We start from the raw sequence: 16,864 nt of genomic DNA, 5'->3' as shown, positions 1-16,864 counted from the left end.
ATGCCCCTCGCGACGTTCCCGTATGATACGGCGGAGCACCTCAAGACCGAGGAAGACATCGCCTTCTATATCGAAGCCGTCCTCGAAGACGGCGATCCTGCTCTGGTCCGTGACACGATCGGGGTCGTGGCGCGGGCGCGGGCCATGACGCAGGTCGCCCGGGAGCTCGGACTACCCCGGGAGACGTTGTTTGAGATGATCGCCGACGAGGGAAAACCGGGTGCCGAAACGGTCGCGAAGGTCCTGAAGGCGCTGGGCCGGCAACCGACGACCGACCCTGCCGTCGCGCCGGCTTGATCGGCGCTGCTCGTTCCTTCCGACCGGAGTCATGCGTCAGGATTTGCTGACGCTGCGTCAGCCCGTCCTCTCCGCGACGAACGCCCGATACCCCTTCGCCCGCAGGTCGCAGGCCGGGCAGGTCCCGCACCCGTAGCCCCAATCATGCCGCGCGCCCCGCTCGCCGAGGTAGCAGGTGTGGCTGTCCTCCACGACGAGGTCGACGAGGGGGCGGCCGCCGAGGGTTTCGGCCAGCGCCCAGGTCGCGGCCTTGTCGATCCACATGAGGGGCGTGTGGAGGACGAAGCGGCGGTCCATGCCGAGGTTGAGGGCCACCTGCAGGGCCTTGATCGTGTCGTCGCGGCAATCGGGGTAGCCGGAATAATCCGTCTCGCACATGCCGCCGACGATGTGGCGCAGGCCACGCCGGTAGGCCAAAGCCGCCGCGAAGGTGAGGAACAGCAGGTTGCGGCCCGGCACGAAGGTGTTGGGCAGGCCGTCCGCCGCCAGGGCGATCGCGGTGTCGCGGGTGAGCGCCGTGTCGGACACGGCGCCGAGCGCCGCGAGGTCGAGGGTGTGGTCGTCGCCGAGGCGCTGGCCCCAGCCCGGGTTCAGGGCCGTCATGCCGTCCCGCAGGGCGGCCCGGCCGTCGAGCTCGATCCGGTGGCGCTGGCCGTATTCGAAGCCCAGGGTCTCGACGTGGGGGAAGCGGTCGAGCGCCCAGGCGAGGCAGGTGGCCGAATCCTGGCCGCCCGAGAACAGGACCAGGGCGCCGTCGTGGCTCACCGGGTCTCGCCTTCGTATTCCGCCCAGGACATCGGCGTCTCGTAGACCTTTACGGAGGACAGGGCCGGCAGGGCCGCCTTGGTGCGGGCCCAGATCCAGGCGGCGATGTGCTCGGCGGTGGGGTTCTCCAAACCTTCGATGTCGTTGAGGCAGTAATGGTCGAGCTGTAGCAGCACGGGGGCGAAGGCGTGCTCCACGTCGAAGAAATCCACCACCCAGCCGGTGTCGGGATCGACGGCGCCGGTGAGCGTCAGCTCCACCCGGTAGGAATGCCCGTGCATGCGGTGGCAGCGATGGGTCTCGGGTACGTTCGGCAGGCGGTGGGCCGCCTCGAAGGTGAAGGCTTGGGTGATCTTCATGGGTCGCAATCTACACGGCTCGCTAGGGGATTCCGATGATCTTGTGGGTCTGGAGCGAGAGCCGCCAGCGCGCGTCGCTCCGACAGTACTCGACGGCCGCCTGCGTGTTGGCGAGGCGCGCCGGCCCGTCCATGGGCTGGAGCCAATGGTGGCGGAAGGGCAGATCCGCGAAATGCGCGGGATCGGCCGCGGCCTCCGCCTGTGGATAGACGAGCTTGAGTTCATGGCCCGTGCGCTGCACCAGGGGATTGCCGGCCTTGGGGCTGACGCAGATCCAGTCGATCCCCTCGGGGGCGGCCAGGGTGCCGTTGGTCTCGACCGCGATCTCGAACCCACGGGCATGCACCGCCGCGATGAGGGCGGGATCGAGCTGGAGCAGGGGCTCGCCGCCCGTGAACACCACGTAGCGATGGTGCGGCCCGCCGGTCCAGGTCGTGGCGATGGCGTCCGCGAGGGCGTCCGGCGTGGCGAACCGGCCGCCGCCCTCGCCGTCCATGCCGAGGAAATCGGTGTCGCAGAACCGGCAGGCCGCCTCGGCGCGGTCCTGCTCGCGGCCGGACCACAGGTTGCAGCCGGTGAACCGGCAGAACACCGCCGCCCGGCCCGCCTGCGCGCCTTCGCCCTGGAGGGTGTGGAAGAGTTCCTTGACCGCGTAAGCCATGCTGTTCCGGGGCGCCCCTCGCCAAGCGCCGCGCCCGATGTTCCCGAATGAGGCCCTGCACATAGGCCCGCCGCGCCCGCGAGGCCACACCGAACCGCGCGGATGCCGTATCGCGGGAAGACGGGCCGGCCGTCGGCCTCACGATCGCTGCGCCTGCTTCATGGAAAACACCCAGCCCATCCACGCGAGCGCGGCTGGCCTGTGCGCTGCGAAACCCTTCGCCATGCTCTCGCCACGGAGGCCGGGTTGGTGGCATCCGAATGGCGGGGACCCTCGCCCGAGCTTTGCCGTTGCCCCCAACATGTCCGCCGGGTTCGATGTCCATCGAGCCGGACTGGACCTTTCCGAGACAGGCCCGATGTCGAACCCGTTGTTGAGGCGTCTCGCCTTTGGTTTCACGGCGTGCGTGGGACTGCTCGGTGCGAGTTCCGCCGGCGCGGTGACCGCGCCGATCCTCGTCGTCGAGGTGGATTCCGGCAAGGTGATCTACGCGCAGGGTGCCACCGACCCGTGGTTTCCCGCCTCCATCACCAAGCTGATGACCGTCTACGTCGCCCTCGACCTCGTGCGCCAGGGCAAGGTCTCGCTGGATTCGCTCCTCACCATCTCGCCCGCCGCCGCCGCCGAGCCGCCCTCGAAGATGGGCTTCCGGCCGGGCACGCAACTCACCCTCGACAACGCCCTGAAGATCATCATGGTGAAGTCGGCCAACGACGTCGCCTGGGCCATCGGCGAGAATCTCGGCGGCTCCATCGACGGCTTCTCCGCGATGATGAACGAGACCGCCCAGCGCATCGGCATGCGCGAGAGCCGGTGGACCAACCCCAACGGCCTGCCCGACGCCCGGCAATGGACCACGGCCCGCGACATGGCGATCCTCGGCCGCGCGCTCATCCGCGACTTTCCCGACAATCGCGGTCTGTTCTCCATCTCGGCGATCCAGTTCGGCAAGTCGATCATGGCCAACCACAACGGCCTGCTCGGGCGCTACGCCGGGGCCGACGGCATGAAGACCGGCTTCATCTGCGCGGGTGGGTTCAACGTGGTGTCGAGCGCCACCCGCAACGGGCGCCGCCTCATCACCGTGGTCATGGGCCAGCCGAGCGCCCGCGAGCGCGACCTCAAGGCCTCCGACCTGTTCGATTACGGCTTCGGCCAGTCCGCCGGCTGGACGGCCCAGACCCTCGACGCCCTGCCGACCTCCGCCATCGCCGAGCCGCCGGACCTGCGCCCCTACATCTGCGACCGGAAGAAGCCCATGCCGGTGGACGAGGGCCCGGGCGCCATCGCGGGCAACACCGACAGCTCCAACGCCCAGATCCTCGCCGCGGCGGCGCTCCCCGGTTCGGCCCTGGCGCTCGCCACCCTCAACAACGGCGCCATGCGGGGCCGTGCCCTGCCGGCCCGCGCCCCGCTCCAGCCTATTCCCGTGTGGATCGGCCGCAATCCGGCCGAGGGCGCCATCGTCCTCAACGCCCAGGCGGAAGCCGACAAGGCCGAGCGCGCCCAGACGCAGGCCGCCGCCCGCAAGGCCCGCCTCGACACCCTCGCGGCCCGCCGCGAGGCGGCGAAGGAGGCCCGTCAGGCGCAAGCGAAATCGGACCCGAAGCACCCCGATGCCAAGAAGGTCAACGGCAAGACGCCCGAGTCGAAGAAGGCCCTGGCGCGCGGCAAGTCCACAGTCCCGTCGACGGCGAGCGCCTATGCCCCCGTCGAGTCGACGCCGGTCTTGGAGGGCGCGCCGAAGCTCAAGGTGACCACCCCCGCCGGAAAGACGGCGCCGAAGGGGGGCAAGCCCGAGGCGAAGGTCGAGATCAAGCCGGTCGCCAAGCCAGCGACCAAGCCGGTCGTCAAGCCGAAGCAGGCGGCCCGCCCGGCGAAGGCCGGCGACGACGAGTAACGCCGGGGGCTTCCCCCACGGCTGGGGCCAAGCCCCGGCATCGGAGCGGTCGAGCCTCGGTATCGGGGCGATTGAGCCCCGGCGCGCGCCGGGTTAGGCCATCCCCATGACTGCATCCCCCGCTTCCGTCCTCTCGCCCACCGATCCGCGCGCGCCCGCGCCGATCCCCCTGACAGTTCTCACGGGCTTCCTCGGGGCCGGCAAGACCACCCTGCTCAATCGGATGCTGCGGGATCCCGCGCTCGCCGACACCGTGGTGATCGTCAACGAGTTCGGCGAGATCGGCCTCGACCATCTCCTCATCGAGACGGTGGACGAGGACATGATCCTCCTCGGCGCCGGCTGCCTGTGCTGCACCGTGCGGGGCGACCTCATCGCCACCCTCGAAGACCTGCTGCGCAAGCGCGACAACGGCCGCATCCCGCCGTTCCGCCGCGTGGTCATCGAGACCACGGGCCTCGCCGACCCGGCCCCGATCCTCCACGCCCTGATCTACCATCCCTACCTGGTGATCCGGTACCGCCTGCAGGGCGTCGTCACGGTGGTGGACGCGGTCAACGGCGACGCGACCCTCGACGCGCACCCGGAGGCCGTCCGGCAGGCGGCGGTGGCCGACCGGCTGGTGCTGACCAAGGCGGACCTGGCGGAGGGAGGCACCGACGCCCTCGTCGCCCGCCTGCGTGCCCTCAACCCGGCCGCCCCCATCGACGGCGCCGACGTCGCCCCGGCCGACCTTCTCGGCGGCTTCTTCGGCCTCGCCGGCAAGAGCGCCGATGTGGCCGCGTGGCTCGGGGTAGAGGCCGTGGCGGCGCACCACCACCATGATCACGCGAACGACCACGGGCACGGCCATCATCATCACGACGTGAACCGGCACGACGCGGCGATCCGGGCCTTCACCTTGACCCACGACGTGCCGGTGCCGCGCGCCCGGTTCGAGATGTTCCTCGACCTCGTGCGCTCGGCCCACGGCCCCAAGCTCCTGCGCCTCAAGGGGCTGGTGGCCCTCTCCGACGCGCCGGACAACCCCGTGGTGGTGCACGGCGTGCAGCACATCGTCCACGCCCCCGTGCACCTCGACGCCTGGCCCGACGACGACCGGCGCTCGCGCCTCGTCCTCATCGTGCGCGACCTCGATCCGGCTTTCGTCACCGGCCTGTGGGACGCCTTCCTGGGCCGCCCGCGCATCGACGCGCCCGACATGACCGCGCTGACCAACAACCCCCTGGCGATCCCGGGCGGCTGACACCCCGCGGCCCGATGCGGGGCATATCCGCCCGGCATCGATCTTGGACCGATGGACCAAAGGGCGCCCTGCAGGGTGCCGGTTCGTCCCGAAACGGGACGCCGCTTGGGATCGGTGCGAAATGGTGAAACGGCGCTTCACGGTGATCATGGGCGGGGCGGGCATGGCACCCGAGGCCGGACCCTGGCAGGTCGATCTGTGCCGGCCGGGAGAGGTCGCGCCCGAGGCCGTGGCGGGCTGGCGCGCCCTCCTGACCCGGACGGGCGCGGCGGACCCGGTCTTCTCCGATCCCGATTATCTCCTGACCGCGGCCCGGCACCTTTCCGACGGACGCACGGTGACGGTCGCCCTGGTCTCGGCCGGGGAGGGCGCGCGGCGTACGCTCCATGCCGCGATCCCCCTCACGGTGCCGCATCCGGTCTGGGGCAAGGGGCGGTTCGCCGTCTGGCAGCCGCACGGGCACGCCGGCGCCCCGGCCCTCGACCCCCGGTTCGCCGGGGCGATCCGCGCCGCGCTGTTGGAACGCCTCGAGACCCTGCGCCGCGGCGCCAGCCTCGACCTCGCTTCCACGGGTCCGACAACCGTCGGTCCGGCCCTCCGGCCGGTGGCGGAGGCCGTGCGGATCCCGGCGCACCACATCCTCGCTGTCGGCGGAGCCGGCGCGTCGGTGCGGGAGCGCATCGCCGAGCCGCACCGCATCCGCGACGCCGTGGAGGAATTCTTGGGCCTCGATGCCGCTCATGCGGCGGCGCCGATCATCGGCGACCCGTGCGAGGCGACCCTGGTCCGGGTGGTGACGCGCCTGTTCGCCGAGCGCCGTCAATGCGCCGTCGACCTCACCCGCCGGGACGGCCAAGTCGTCGCCGCCAGCCTGATCCTCGGAACCGGCCTTCAGGCGGTGGTCTGGCGGCGTGCGGCCGAGGGCATGGCGGGGCGCCGGCGCCTCGACCGGTCGGCGTGAGGGCCAAGCCGCCGCAGGCACCTGCGCGTGCGCAGGCACCTGCKCGTGAGAGCCGGGCGCCGCAGGCACCTGCTCGTGAGAGCCGGGCGCCGCAGGCACCTGCTCGTGAGAGCCGGGCGCCGCAGGCRCCTRCTCGTGAGGACCAAGCGCCGGCGGCGCCTACTCGTCCTCGCCGAACTTGTTCGCCAGGAGGTCGGTGATGGCCTGGAGGCTGGCATCCGCGTCCGGGCCGGAGACCACCACCGCGATGGTGGTGCCCTGGGCCGCACCGAGGGTGAGCAGGCCCATGATGGAGCGCCCGCCCACGGTCTCGCCCGAGCGGGTGACGGTGACGACGGCGTCGTAGCGCTCGACGGTCTGGACGAACTTCGCTGAGGCTCGGGCGTGCAGGCCGCGCCGATTGACGATGGGCAGCACCCGCAGCAGGCCGCCCTCGGGGACGGGGGGAAGGGCCGCGTCGGAATCCTCGTCGTCGATCATGCGCTTGGTCGCCATTCCCGATCCGCCGCGCCCCGTTGGCCGGCACCGGATCCGTCACGATGGCCTGTAGGCCCTTGTGAAGGCGTTAGGAAGGCAAGCCGACGTTCGAATCGGCCTCGACCCGCGCTCGCCCTACTTGCCCGCCAGGACCCGCGAGGCGACATTGATGTACTTGCGGCCCGCCTCCTGGGCGTGGAGCACCGCGTCGCCGAGGGGTTCGGCGTCGCGCACGCTGGCGAGCTTGATCAGCATGGGCAGGTTGATGCCCGCCACCACCTCGACCTGACCGCCGTTCATACACGACAGGGCGAGGTTCGAGGGCGTGCCGCCGAACATGTCCGTGAGCACGACGACGCCCTTGCCGGAGTTCACCCGGCCGACGGCGGTCATGATGTCGAGCCGCCGCAATTCCATGTCGTCCTCGGGCCCGATCGTGATGGTCTCGATCTGCTTCTGCGGCCCGACCACGTGTTCAAGGGCAGCCTTGAACTCCGTCGCGAGCAGCCCGTGGGTGACGAGCACCATTCCAATCATCGACGCGGATTCCAACGCCCTGTGAGCGGAGCCGCCATCTTGTGCAGCGCAAGGTCGAGCGCAAGGTGATCGCGACGTTTTGTAGGCCCGAACGTCATGATCATGCCACGATGGTGGCCCCCGCGCTACGGTTCGCTTGGCCTCGGCATCCGAAGGATCGCCCCGGGGGCTCCGATCCCGAGCTCCGCCAGGGCGTCGAGGACGAGGCGGGGGCCGAGGCCGGAGCGCAGGTGCCGCCGGTCGAGGACCAGGCGCGGGAGCGCGAGGCCGAGGAGCCGGGCCGGGGCCGCGGGCTCCGGCAGGCGCGGTTGGCGCGCCACGAGGTCGACCACGAGGCGGACCGGGGCCTCCGTCACCGCCACGGCCCGGCACAGGCCGAGGCCCCGCACCTCGATCCCGTCGCCGAGCGCCGGATGCCGCCGGGCCAGGAGGGTGTCGCCGTCGCGGGCGAGCCGGATGCGGTCGTCGCCGATGAGGGCCGCCGGCAGGGTGAGGGCGGCCGCCCGGTCGAGGAGCAGCAGGGCGAGGGTCGATTTGCCCGATCCCGACGCGCCCCGGACGATCACGCCCGCGCCCCGGAGGGCGAGGCCGGTGGCGTGGATCGTCTCCCCGTCCAACGCGCGGCTCAGCGCACCGCCGGCAGGCGCACGATGAAGCGGGCGCCGCGCACCGTCGGCTCGCCGTCCTCGTCCGCCGGGCCGGGGCGGTTCTCGGCCCGGATGGTGCCCCGGTGCGCCTGGACGATCTGGCGCGAGATCGAGAGACCGAGGCCCGAATTCTGGCCGAAGCCCTGCTCGGGCCGGTCGGTGTAGAAGCGCTCGAAGATGCGCTCCAGGGCGTGCTCGGGGATGCCCGGACCCTCGTCCTCCACCACCAGCTCCACGTCGGCCCGGACCCGGCGCAGGGCCACCCGCACCTTGGCGTCGGGGGGCGAGAACGAGCGGGCGTTGTCGAGGAGGTTGTTCACCACCTGACCCAGGCGCGAATCGTGGCCGAAGATCGCGAACGGCGCCTCGACCTCGCCGGGCGGCACGGCGACGTCGAACAGGATCACCGCGTCCTTCGGGCGTCGGCGCTCGTTGGCCACCGAGACCACGGTGGTCATGAGCTTGTGCATGTCGACCTTGCGGGCCTCGGCGCGGGCGAGCTCGGCGTCGAGGCGCGAGGCGTCGGAGATGTCGGAGATCAGCCGGTCGAGGCGCTTCACGTCGTGCTGGATGATCTGGAGCAGGCGCGCCTTGGACTCGTCGGATTTGGCCAGCGGCAGGGTCTCGACGGCGCTGCGCAGCGAGGTCAGGGGGTTCTTCAACTCGTGGGAGACGTCGGCCGCGAAGCTCTCGATGGCGTCGATGCGCCGGTAGAGGGCCTGGGTCATGTCGCGCAAGGCCCCCGAGAGGTGGCCGATCTCGTCCGTGCGCCCGGTGAAGTCGGGGATTTCCTCGCGCGACTTGATTCCGAGGCGCACCTTCTCGGCGGCGTCGGCGAGGCGGCGCACCGGCCCCGCGATGGCGCCGGCGAGCAGGATCGACAGGACCAGCATCACGGCCGCCGCCACCAGGAACACCTGAAGCAGGCCGAAGCGCTCCGAGGCGATGACGCGGTCGATGTCGCCCCCTTGCGTCGAGAGCAGCAGGGCGCCGCGCACGGACGTGCCGCGCTGGATCGGCACCGCCACGGACACGATGGTCTCTCCGACCTCGTTGCGGCGCACGATGGTGCCGCGCGAGCCGCCCAGCGCCACCTGCACCTCTTTGAGGCCGTGCCCGCTGGTGGGGCCGACCTCCTCGGCCGGCACCGCGCGTTGCCCGCCGAGGATGCGGGTCTGAACGAAGTCGAACGCCTGTTCCAGGGTGGTGCGCTTGCTCTCGCGCAGGACGGACTCGCCGCGCCCGATCTCGCCCCGCCCGATCTCACCCCTTGCCGACAGGGTGCGGGAATCGAACAGCAGGCCGCCGTCGCCGTCGTAGACCCTGGCGCGGTTGCCCGTCGGGGTGATGAGGCGGCGCAGGAGCGGGGCCACGCGCTCCGGGTTCAGGGAGAAGGCCAGGGGCGAGGGGGCCTCCTCCGCCTCGCCGGCCTGGAGTTCCAAGAGCTTGTCGGGGTCGATGCGGATCGCGCCCGTATCCCCGGAGGCCGAGGCCGAGGCTGCGATGGCGCCGGCGATGATCTCCCCCTGGATCAGCAGGCTCTGCACCCGCGCCTGGATCAGCCCCTGGCGGAACTGGTTGAGGTAGAGGAAGCCGAACAGGAGGGCGAAGAGCCCCACGAGGTTGAGCACGACGATCCGTCGCGTCAGGCTCGACGAGGCCCTCTGGCCGATGGCGTTCCACAGGGCGCGGGGCCACTCCACCAGACGGAGGGGACGGTCTTCGGCTTGATCTGTGGTGGCCACGTCTGTCCGGTTCGGTGGGATTGCGGAAGAGGGGCGGCGGGCCGCCCGGTGCCGGGCCGGGCTCAGCCTTCCTTGAAGCGGTAGCCGACGCCGTAGAGCGTCTCGATCATGTCGAAGCTCGTGTCGGTGACCTTGAACTTCTTGCGCAGGCGCTTGATGTGGCTGTCGATGGTGCGGTCGTCGACGTAGACCTGGTCGTCGTAGGCGGCGTCCATGAGGGCGTTGCGGCTCTTCACGACGCCGGGGCGGTGGGCCAGCGCCTGCAGGATGAGGAATTCGGTGACCGTCAGGGTCACGGGCTCGCCCTTCCACGTGCAGGTGTGGCGCTCGGGGTCCATCATCAGGAGGCCGCGCTCGAGGGAGCGGGCGGCGGCGTCCGCCTCGCGGGCGGCGGCCCCCGGGCCGTCCTTCGGGGCGAAGCGGCGCAGCACCGCTTTCACGCGCTCGACGAGGAGGCGCTGCGAGAACGGCTTATGGATGAAGTCGTCGGCGCCCATCTTGAGGCCGAACAATTCGTCGATCTCCTCGTCCTTCGAGGTGAGGAAGATCACCGGAAGGTCGGATTTCTGCCGCAGACGCCTGAGAAGCTCCATCCCGTCCATACGCGGCATCTTGATGTCGAAGATCGCGAGATCGGGCGGGGAATGCTTCAGGCCGTCCAGCGCCGAGGCGCCGTCCGTGTAGGTCTGGATGCGGTAGCCCTCGGTCTCCAGCGCGATGGAGACGGAGGTGAGGATGTTTCTGTCGTCGTCCACGAGGGCGATGGTGGGCATGCGCGTTCCCTACTGCTCGGATGCGGTCCTCGCGGCCGAAGGTTCGCCCGCATCCCCGCATCCCACCCCGAACACACCGGAGCCGGCGAAAAACGCGCTGGCGGCCGGGCCCCGAGGGGCGAGGCCGCATTCGCGCGGAGAGTCAGGCTGTGTAAAGGCTCCCTTCCGAAAAAGCGAGCCGTGTTGGATTGGCGCTTGACTGAGGCCAACGGGCCGCACTCTCTCCACCTCGCAAACCGGACCGTGCCACCGCTATCATCGCGTGTCTGAACGAGAGCCGAGACGGGGACGAGACCATGGCGGACGCTGGCGAGAAGACCGGGGACAACACGCCCGCGCGGCGTGGGCCGGCGGTGCCGCTGCCGGCCGCGGAGGCGCCGTTCGACGCCATCGGCCTCGCCCGCCACCTGCTGCGCACGATCCGATCGGGGGCCCTCGCCACCCTCGATCCGGAGGACGGCACGCCGTTCGTCTCCCTGGTGACCATCGCCACCGACGTGGACGGCACGCCCCTGATGCTGCTGTCGCGGCTCTCGGCCCACACCCGCAACCTGCTGGCCGATCCGCGCGCCTCCCTGCTGTTCAGCGCCGGCGGCAAGGGCGACCCCCTGGCCCATCCGCGCCTCACGGTGACCGGGCGGGTGGCGCAGACGGCCGAGCCGCGGGCCCGCGCCCGTTTCATCGCCCGGCACCCGAAGGCGAAGCTCTACGCGGATTTCCCCGATTTCGGATTCTTCGCCCTGGAGCCGAGGGCCGGCCACCTCAACGGCGGGTTCGCCAAGGCGGCGGTGCTGACGGCGGGCGAACTGCGCCTCGACCTCACGGGCGCCGAGGGCCTGGTGGCGGGCGAGGCCGGCGCCGTCGAGCACATGAACGCCGACCATGCCGACGCCCTGGCACTCTACGCCGCCGGCACCGGCGCCGAGCCCGGGCCCTGGCGCCTCACGGGCCTCGATCCCGAGGGCATGGACCTGCTGGCCGGCGACCGCACGGCGCGGGTGCCGTTCCCGGAGCCGGTGCGGGAGATGGGCGCCCTGCGCAAGGTGCTGGTGACGATGGCGGCCGAGGCCCGGGCGGGTGAGGGTCCGAAGCCCGAATAGGGCAGGCGTGGCGCCCGTGGAATCCCTCGGCCCGCTGCGCTCAGCTTATCATGGGCGACCCGTCGGAGGATCGGTGTTCCGACGGGATTAAAAGGCTATCGCATCGACGGCAGGAGGATCGTCCGATCAGCCGAGGCGGCTTTCCAACTCCGTCATCCAGGCGTCGAAATGTGGGCAGCGCGCGCGTAGGGTCGGAAGACCGATCTCCATGGCGACGAGCGTGCCGGCGAGAACCTTCGTGTATTCCGGGAGGTGACGGAGGATTCGTTTCGAGGGAGCCGTTTCTGGGCCCTCATTGACGGCCTCCGGCGCAAGATCGCCGATGTCCTGTCGCAGCGCTGCGATGGCATCTTGGCGATCTGGATAGAACCGAAGGAGCGCTTCTGGATCTGCAAGCAGCAATGCCTCGTACTCGTGACATTGCAGATAGGGTGTGAAGCGCCAGAGTTGGTCGGTACGGATATCGGTGCGAAAGGCCGCTTCCAAGGCGACGACGCGTGCCTCTCCCGATCGGTCGGCGTCGGTTGCGGCATTCGGAAAGTCGCTGGGCAACGCGTAGAGATCGAGCATGGTCGTGAACCACGTGTCGTCCGCGTGCATCTGCTCCATGGTCAGTCGAATGAATCTGCGTGCCTTGCTGTAGCTCGTCCACCCACCCTTATGCTGGCGCGACGTCGACCCCGCTTTGCTGGGGAGGACGAGAGGCTTGGCGATGACGTCGCGCGGTGCGAAGTGCTCGAGGAGCAAGTTGTCGACGAAGCTTTCCTCCGTCGGTCCTTCGCAGAAGACGTAATGGCGCTTCATGCGCTAACCTGGTACGACGGCATGCGGGCGACCGCCGAGGATATTCATGTCCCACAGGTCGCCGAGCGAGTATTCGTCCAGCCAACGATCGAACTGCTCTCCTGGGAGCCTGCGTAGATGTGACCCGCCCCCGAAGCGTTCGACGACGATCACATCGCCCACATCGAACTCGTTGAGGAATTCGGGCGACTGAGTCGCGACGAGGCATTGCCGATCGACGGCAGCGGAACGGACCAGATTGGCGATCATCCTGACCGCGGCGGGATGAAGCCCGAGTTCGGGCTCATCGATGACGATCATTGATGGAAGCAGGCGGGGCGGCTGAAGCAGTAGGGTGAGGAGCGCAACGGCACGGATCGTTCCATCGGACATCTGATGGGGGCCGAAGACGACGTCCGATTTCGTTTCGCGCCAGCGCAACAGCACGCGCCCATTCTCGGATTCCAAGATGAAATCGTCGAAAAATGGGGCGACCTGCTTCAGCGCGTCGAGGATACGTCGATAATACGGCTGATACTGATCCCGCAGCCGCATGAGAAACGCGGCCAAGTTGCTTGCGTTGCCCCTGAGATAACGGTTGTCCTCCTCGTATCCGCGTTGCTTCACGGGCGCTTCGTTCGAGGTGTCATGAAAATGATAGACTTGCATTCCGCGTAGGAGGGCCAGGATGGTCCGCTGCGTCTTTTGCGCGGCTTCCTGAGGTGCGTGGAGCAGCTTCGGCCATGTGTGACCGGCGCCGAAGTCGATCCATTTGGGGTTTGTCCCACGTCCCTTCGCGGAAAACCGGCAACGCTCCCGGTCGAAATACAACGTGTCGCCGCCAGCATAGGCCAGCGCGAACTCGTACTCGTTCGTACCGAGCGCGGTCTCGAGGATGAGGTTGGCCCGGACGTGCTGAGTCGTTTTCGGCCCTTCGTGGAGGAGTGAACTCGCACCGCCGGCCTGTGCGACATGGCGGGCTAAGCCCGCGTCCCCCGACAGCATGAAAGAGAGCATGTGAAAGAAGGCGATGAGATTGGATTTGCCTGCGCCGTTGGGCCCAATCAGGACGTTGATGGGTTCAAGGCGCAGCTCTGCGGTCGCGATCGAGCGAAAACCGCTCAATTCGAGCCGCGAGAGCAGGACCCGTGGCGCGTCAGCCACACGCTCGGCTTCTGTCTCACCCGTCGCCATTGGTGTCTCTCGTATGACGCCCTGCGCCGTTACGCACTGAGTGTGAATCCGCGGTGGTCGGGCGCTGCGTGAAGCACCCTCTAGCAACCGGCTATTTGGGCGGGATCGCACAAAGCCGGTGGGACGGCAAACGATCCCACCTCGTCGCTTACGCTTCGACGGGTCGGAATGCGGATTCTCCGTGGCTCGCTTTGGTACGCCTTGAGTCCGGTACGTCGCTCTCCCGGTCGCCCGCGCTTGGCGTGGGCAACCCACGCTGCTATCTGCGGGCGACCAGTTTCCCTCACCCTTGAGGCCGTGCGCCGGGCCCGTCCCACGACGAGGGGCCGCGCGCGCCGGAGATCGCACCCTCGATGACCACGTCCCCCATCGACAACATCCGCAACTTCTCCATCGTGGCGCATATCGACCACGGCAAGTCGACGCTCGCCGACCGGCTGATCCAGACCACCGGCACCGTGGCCCTGCGCGACATGAGCGAGCAGATGCTCGACTCCATGGACATCGAGAAGGAGCGCGGCATCACCATCAAGGCGCAGACCGTGCGCCTCGAATACAAGGCCCAGGACGGCAAGACCTACATCCTCAACCTGATGGACACCCCCGGCCACGTGGACTTCGCCTACGAGGTCTCGCGGTCGCTCGCCGCCTGCGAGGGCTCCCTGCTGGTGGTCGATGCCAGCCAGGGCGTGGAAGCGCAGACCCTCGCCAACGTCTACCAGGCGCTGGACGCCAACCACGAGATCGTCCCCGTCCTCAACAAGATCGACCTGCCGGCCGCCGAGCCCGAGCGCATCCGCGCCCAGATCGAGGAAGTCATCGGCATCGACGCCTCCGAGGCGGTGGCGATCTCGGCCAAGAGCGGGCTGAACATCGAGGCGGTGCTGGAGGCCATCGTCACCCGCCTGCCGCCGCCCAAGGGCGACCGCGACGCGCCCCTGAAGGCGCTCCTGGTGGACAGCTGGTACGACGTCTATCTCGGCGTCGTGGTGCTGGTCCGCATCGTCGACGGCGTGCTGAAGAAGGGCATGAACATCCGCATGATGCGGGCCGACGCCGTGCACGGCGTCGACAAGATCGGGGTGTTCCGCCCGAAGATGGCCGATATCGGCGAACTCGGCCCCGGCGAGGTCGGGTTCTTCACCGGCTCGATCAAGGAGGTCGCCGACACCCGCGTGGGCGACACCCTCACCGAGGACAAGCGCCCCTGCAAGGAGATGCTGGCGGGCTTCAAGGACGTGCAGTCGGTGGTGTTCTGCGGCCTGTTCCCCGTGGACGCCGCCGAGTTCGAGACCCTGCGCAGCGCCATGAGCAAGCTGCGCCTCAACGATGCGTCCTTCTCGTATGAAATGGAGACGAGCGCGGCGCTCGGCTTCGGCTTCCGCTGCGGCTTCCTCGGCCTGCTCCACCTCGAGATCATCCAGGAGCGCCTGGAGCGCGAGTTCAACCTCGACCTCATCTCCACGGCGCCCTCCGTGGTCTACCGCCTGCAGATGACGGATGGCACCATTAAGGAGCTGCACAACCCGGCCGACATGCCGGACGTGATGAAGATCACCGCCATCGAGGAGCCGTGGATCCGTGCCACCATCCTCACGCCCGACGAGCATCTCGGCGGCGTGCTCAAGCTGTGCCAGGACCGGCGCGGCGCCCAGGTCGACCTCAACTACGTCGGCAAGCGCGCCATGGTGGTGTACGATCTGCCGCTCAACGAGGTGGTGTTCGACTTCTACGATCGACTGAAGTCGATCTCGAAGGGCTACGCCTCGTTCGACTACCACATCTCCGACTACCGCGAGGGCGACCTCGTGAAGATGTCGATCCTGGTCAACGCCGAGCCCGTCGACGCCCTCTCGATGCTGGTCCACCGCACCCGCGCCGAGCATCGCGGCCGGGCCATGTGCGAGAAGCTGAAGGACCTCATCCCCCGCCACCTGTTCCAGATCCCGGTCCAGGCGGCGTTGGGGGGCAAGATCATCGCCCGCGAGACCATCAAGGCCCTGTCCAAGGACGTGACGGCCAAGTGCTACGGCGGCGACATCTCGCGCAAGCGCAAGCTCCTCGACAAGCAGAAGGAGGGCAAGAAGAAGATGCGCCAGTTCGGCAAGGTCGAGATCCCGCAGGAGGCGTTCATCGCGGCTTTGAAGATGGACGATTGAAGCTTTCCTCTCCGGTCCGCATCCATCCGGGCTCGTCCACGCTGTAGGCAGGGGCCGCTCTTGCTTTGGCGCAGGTTTCCCCTCCTACCGGAAGCGGATCGGTGTCGGTCGGTGGCGTTGCCATTCCGGGGGGCGCTGAGCGAACCCCAACCCGGAGGGCTGTGCCGGAGGCGTGCAATCCAGCCCCTCTGCCGATATCGAATCTTTGGAAGGTCCGAATGTCCGGTTCCCGTGTTCTGCCTCGTCGCGAAATGCGGACACGACACTCCGAAAGAATTATTCAGAATCGCAATCCCCTGAGAAATGGAAAAGGTGAAGGCGATGGGCAGGGCATCATGTCGCGGTTGCAAGAATCTTCGAATCTGGCTCTGCTGGCTTTCTTAAGTCTAAAACACGAAAGGTGATATTCATTTTTGCTATGACGACTGAGTGATAAGATTAGCTGTATGTGGTCATGTCCCTGAAATTTCGCGGTAAACCCTTCGCGCGTCTTTTCCGGAGTCATGGGGTCTGTTCCGCTCCTGAACATCCCGGTGTTCTTTTCGATCTCGAATGACTTTCCGGCACCGCATTTATGCAACTCGGCCAGGGTGCGGAACGCATCCTCAGTCATAAGGGGGGCTGGGCGCTTCTGCTGCCAAGTCATTCTAAAAAAATGACCATGCGAATCCAAATAGATCTTATAGGCTCCGCTCTCGCTTTCGAATGCCAGTGCGTTGCCTTTGGCATGACAGCTTTTCGGCAGCGGTTCTCCAAGAATTGCGCTGACGTCCTTCGCCTCCATTCCGGGAGTCAATCGGTAGAAATCGAGATCGATGTTTCGAGCCTGGACGGTCACTGGCGCAAGACCAATCATGGCCGTGCTCGATGATATAAACATGATCAAAATGTTGGCCGGTGGCGGCATGACTGAGCTTTGCTCCGATCTCGATGCTTCGTTCACTGAACAGGCGTAGCGCAGTCCTGGTCCCTTGCATTCGCGTCCCCCTCTGCTTCGTGTGCAAGAACGCGATGGCCGTCTGGCGTGGCTGGGGTAGGGCGTCGATCTCGATGAACTTAATGAATATGTCTCGGATGCGGCGTTGAAGGCGCGCCATCACGAGGGTCGTGCGCTGTCCCTTATCCCGTCGTCCCGCCAAGCGCCCGCATCGCCTCGCCCAGCGCCCGCTCCTGATCCCACAATTGCCCCCAAGTTCCCCAGAGAGCATGCGGCTGGGCCAAGGCCGCGTCCGTGGTGGTCCGCACCGAGTCGCGGTGCTG

The 16,864-nt window shown here is 68.3% G+C and carries 17 protein-coding genes; 6 read left to right on the top strand and 11 right to left on the bottom strand.

Going from position 1 to position 16,864, the window contains the following annotated elements; translation table 11 throughout:
* Entirely contained in the window at nucleotides 1–297 is a 297-nt protein-coding gene (locus ASF25_RS01190) for an addiction module antidote protein (protein WP_056302767.1), read from the top strand.
* A 57-nt stretch (nucleotides 298–354) separates the two neighbouring features.
* On the opposite strand, the gene queC is transcribed toward ASF25_RS01190, so the two are convergent.
* Genes queC through queE form a run of 3 tightly spaced genes read right to left on the bottom strand, consistent with a single transcriptional unit; the run spans nucleotide 355 to nucleotide 2,082 of the window.
* Entirely contained in the window at nucleotides 355–1,062 is a 708-nt protein-coding gene (queC, locus tag ASF25_RS01185; RefSeq protein WP_082502419.1) for a 7-cyano-7-deazaguanine synthase QueC, read from the bottom strand.
* Nucleotides 1,059–1,421: a 6-carboxytetrahydropterin synthase QueD gene (gene queD, locus ASF25_RS01180; protein WP_056171917.1), complete on the bottom strand. Its 363-nt coding sequence runs from the start codon at nucleotides 1,419–1,421 to the stop codon at nucleotides 1,059–1,061. The genes queC and queD overlap by 4 nt, the downstream gene beginning before the upstream one ends.
* Nucleotides 1,422–1,443: 22 nt before the next feature.
* A complete protein-coding gene (gene queE, locus ASF25_RS01175; RefSeq protein WP_056302763.1) occupies nucleotides 1,444–2,082 on the bottom strand; it encodes a 7-carboxy-7-deazaguanine synthase in 639 nt (212 codons plus the stop codon).
* Between the two features lie 358 nt (nucleotides 2,083–2,440).
* Here queE and ASF25_RS01170 point away from each other — a divergent pair, with 358 nt between their 5' ends.
* From ASF25_RS01170 to ASF25_RS01160, 3 genes are all read left to right on the top strand, one after another.
* On the top strand, nucleotides 2,441–3,982 hold the full coding sequence (locus ASF25_RS01170; protein WP_056302761.1) for a serine hydrolase: 1,542 nt from the start codon (nucleotides 2,441–2,443) through the stop codon (nucleotides 3,980–3,982).
* Nucleotides 3,983–4,088: 106 nt separating this feature from the next.
* The gene (locus ASF25_RS01165; RefSeq protein ID WP_056302759.1) at nucleotides 4,089–5,228 is read left to right on the top strand and encodes a GTP-binding protein; all 1,140 of its coding nucleotides are present in this window, start codon (nucleotides 4,089–4,091) and stop codon (nucleotides 5,226–5,228) included.
* 121 nt (nucleotides 5,229–5,349) lie between these two features.
* Complete coding sequence (locus ASF25_RS01160) at nucleotides 5,350–6,189, top strand: hypothetical protein (RefSeq protein ID WP_056302757.1); 840 nt, start codon at nucleotides 5,350–5,352, stop codon at nucleotides 6,187–6,189.
* 159 nt (nucleotides 6,190–6,348) lie between these two features.
* Here the strand turns inward: ASF25_RS01160 and ASF25_RS01155 are convergent, their stop codons facing one another.
* The 5 genes from ASF25_RS01155 to ASF25_RS01135 form a co-directional block, all read right to left on the bottom strand.
* Nucleotides 6,349–6,669 (bottom strand): HPr family phosphocarrier protein, encoded by a 321-nt coding sequence (locus tag ASF25_RS01155; protein ID WP_056172198.1) that lies wholly within the window; start codon nucleotides 6,667–6,669, stop codon nucleotides 6,349–6,351.
* Between the two features lie 132 nt (nucleotides 6,670–6,801).
* Complete coding sequence (locus ASF25_RS01150) at nucleotides 6,802–7,203, bottom strand: PTS sugar transporter subunit IIA (protein ID WP_056087142.1); 402 nt, start codon at nucleotides 7,201–7,203, stop codon at nucleotides 6,802–6,804.
* Nucleotides 7,204–7,328: 125 nt separating this feature from the next.
* Entirely contained in the window at nucleotides 7,329–7,820 is a 492-nt protein-coding gene (locus tag ASF25_RS01145; protein ID WP_156368809.1) for a hypothetical protein, read from the bottom strand.
* 8 nt (nucleotides 7,821–7,828) lie between these two features.
* Complete coding sequence (locus tag ASF25_RS01140; RefSeq protein WP_244472878.1) at nucleotides 7,829–9,553, bottom strand: sensor histidine kinase; 1,725 nt, start codon at nucleotides 9,551–9,553, stop codon at nucleotides 7,829–7,831.
* A gap of 104 nt (nucleotides 9,554–9,657) precedes the next feature.
* Nucleotides 9,658–10,368: a response regulator transcription factor gene (locus ASF25_RS01135; protein ID WP_056171906.1), complete on the bottom strand. Its 711-nt coding sequence runs from the start codon at nucleotides 10,366–10,368 to the stop codon at nucleotides 9,658–9,660.
* Nucleotides 10,369–10,664: 296 nt separating this feature from the next.
* Here ASF25_RS01135 and ASF25_RS01130 point away from each other — a divergent pair, with 296 nt between their 5' ends.
* A complete protein-coding gene (locus ASF25_RS01130; RefSeq protein WP_056302755.1) occupies nucleotides 10,665–11,468 on the top strand; it encodes a DUF2470 domain-containing protein in 804 nt (267 codons plus the stop codon).
* A gap of 126 nt (nucleotides 11,469–11,594) precedes the next feature.
* Here ASF25_RS01130 and ASF25_RS01125 read toward each other — a convergent pair whose 3' ends face one another.
* Together ASF25_RS01125 and ASF25_RS01120 are read right to left on the bottom strand one after the other, a co-directional pair.
* Nucleotides 11,595–12,272, bottom strand: a complete 678-nt coding sequence (locus ASF25_RS01125) for a DUF4276 family protein (RefSeq protein WP_056302751.1) — start codon at nucleotides 12,270–12,272, stop codon at nucleotides 11,595–11,597.
* 3 nt (nucleotides 12,273–12,275) lie between these two features.
* Nucleotides 12,276–13,445: an AAA family ATPase gene (locus ASF25_RS01120; protein ID WP_056302749.1), complete on the bottom strand. Its 1,170-nt coding sequence runs from the start codon at nucleotides 13,443–13,445 to the stop codon at nucleotides 12,276–12,278.
* Nucleotides 13,446–13,798: 353 nt separating this feature from the next.
* Here ASF25_RS01120 and lepA point away from each other — a divergent pair, with 353 nt between their 5' ends.
* Entirely contained in the window at nucleotides 13,799–15,604 is a 1,806-nt protein-coding gene (gene lepA, locus ASF25_RS01115; RefSeq protein WP_056266103.1) for a translation elongation factor 4, read from the top strand.
* 280 nt (nucleotides 15,605–15,884) lie between these two features.
* Here the strand turns inward: lepA and ASF25_RS22430 are convergent, their stop codons facing one another.
* A complete protein-coding gene (locus tag ASF25_RS22430; RefSeq protein ID WP_156368808.1) occupies nucleotides 15,885–16,511 on the bottom strand; it encodes a hypothetical protein in 627 nt (208 codons plus the stop codon).
* Between the last annotated feature and the right edge of the window lie 353 nt (nucleotides 16,512–16,864).

Source organism: Methylobacterium sp. Leaf100 (genome assembly GCF_001422845.1).
Taxonomy (GTDB): domain Bacteria; phylum Pseudomonadota; class Alphaproteobacteria; order Rhizobiales; family Beijerinckiaceae; genus Methylobacterium.
The sequence above is the reverse complement of the archived record's forward strand: the minus strand, read 5'-3'. Positions and strand labels throughout refer to the sequence as shown.

Coding starts and splice junctions, on each gene's coding strand:
- ASF25_RS01190 (WP_056302767.1), top strand. CDS start 1: ATGCCCCTCGCGACGTTCCCGTATGATACGGCGGAGCACCTCAAGACC.
- queD (WP_056171917.1), bottom strand. CDS start 1,421: ATGAAGATCACCCAAGCCTTCACCTTCGAGGCGGCCCACCGCCTGCCG.
- queE (WP_056302763.1), bottom strand. CDS start 2,082: ATGGCTTACGCGGTCAAGGAACTCTTCCACACCCTCCAGGGCGAAGGC.
- ASF25_RS01170 (WP_056302761.1), top strand. CDS start 2,441: ATGTCGAACCCGTTGTTGAGGCGTCTCGCCTTTGGTTTCACGGCGTGC.
- ASF25_RS01165 (WP_056302759.1), top strand. CDS start 4,089: ATGACTGCATCCCCCGCTTCCGTCCTCTCGCCCACCGATCCGCGCGCG.
- ASF25_RS01160 (WP_056302757.1), top strand. CDS start 5,350: ATGGTGAAACGGCGCTTCACGGTGATCATGGGCGGGGCGGGCATGGCA.
- ASF25_RS01155 (WP_056172198.1), bottom strand. CDS start 6,669: ATGATCGACGACGAGGATTCCGACGCGGCCCTTCCCCCCGTCCCCGAG.
- ASF25_RS01150 (WP_056087142.1), bottom strand. CDS start 7,203: ATGATTGGAATGGTGCTCGTCACCCACGGGCTGCTCGCGACGGAGTTC.
- ASF25_RS01135 (WP_056171906.1), bottom strand. CDS start 10,368: ATGCCCACCATCGCCCTCGTGGACGACGACAGAAACATCCTCACCTCC.
- ASF25_RS01130 (WP_056302755.1), top strand. CDS start 10,665: ATGGCGGACGCTGGCGAGAAGACCGGGGACAACACGCCCGCGCGGCGT.
- ASF25_RS01125 (WP_056302751.1), bottom strand. CDS start 12,272: ATGAAGCGCCATTACGTCTTCTGCGAAGGACCGACGGAGGAAAGCTTC.
- ASF25_RS01120 (WP_056302749.1), bottom strand. CDS start 13,445: ATGGCGACGGGTGAGACAGAAGCCGAGCGTGTGGCTGACGCGCCACGG.
- lepA (WP_056266103.1), top strand. CDS start 13,799: ATGACCACGTCCCCCATCGACAACATCCGCAACTTCTCCATCGTGGCG.
- ASF25_RS22430 (WP_156368808.1), bottom strand. CDS start 16,511: ATGCCGCCACCGGCCAACATTTTGATCATGTTTATATCATCGAGCACG.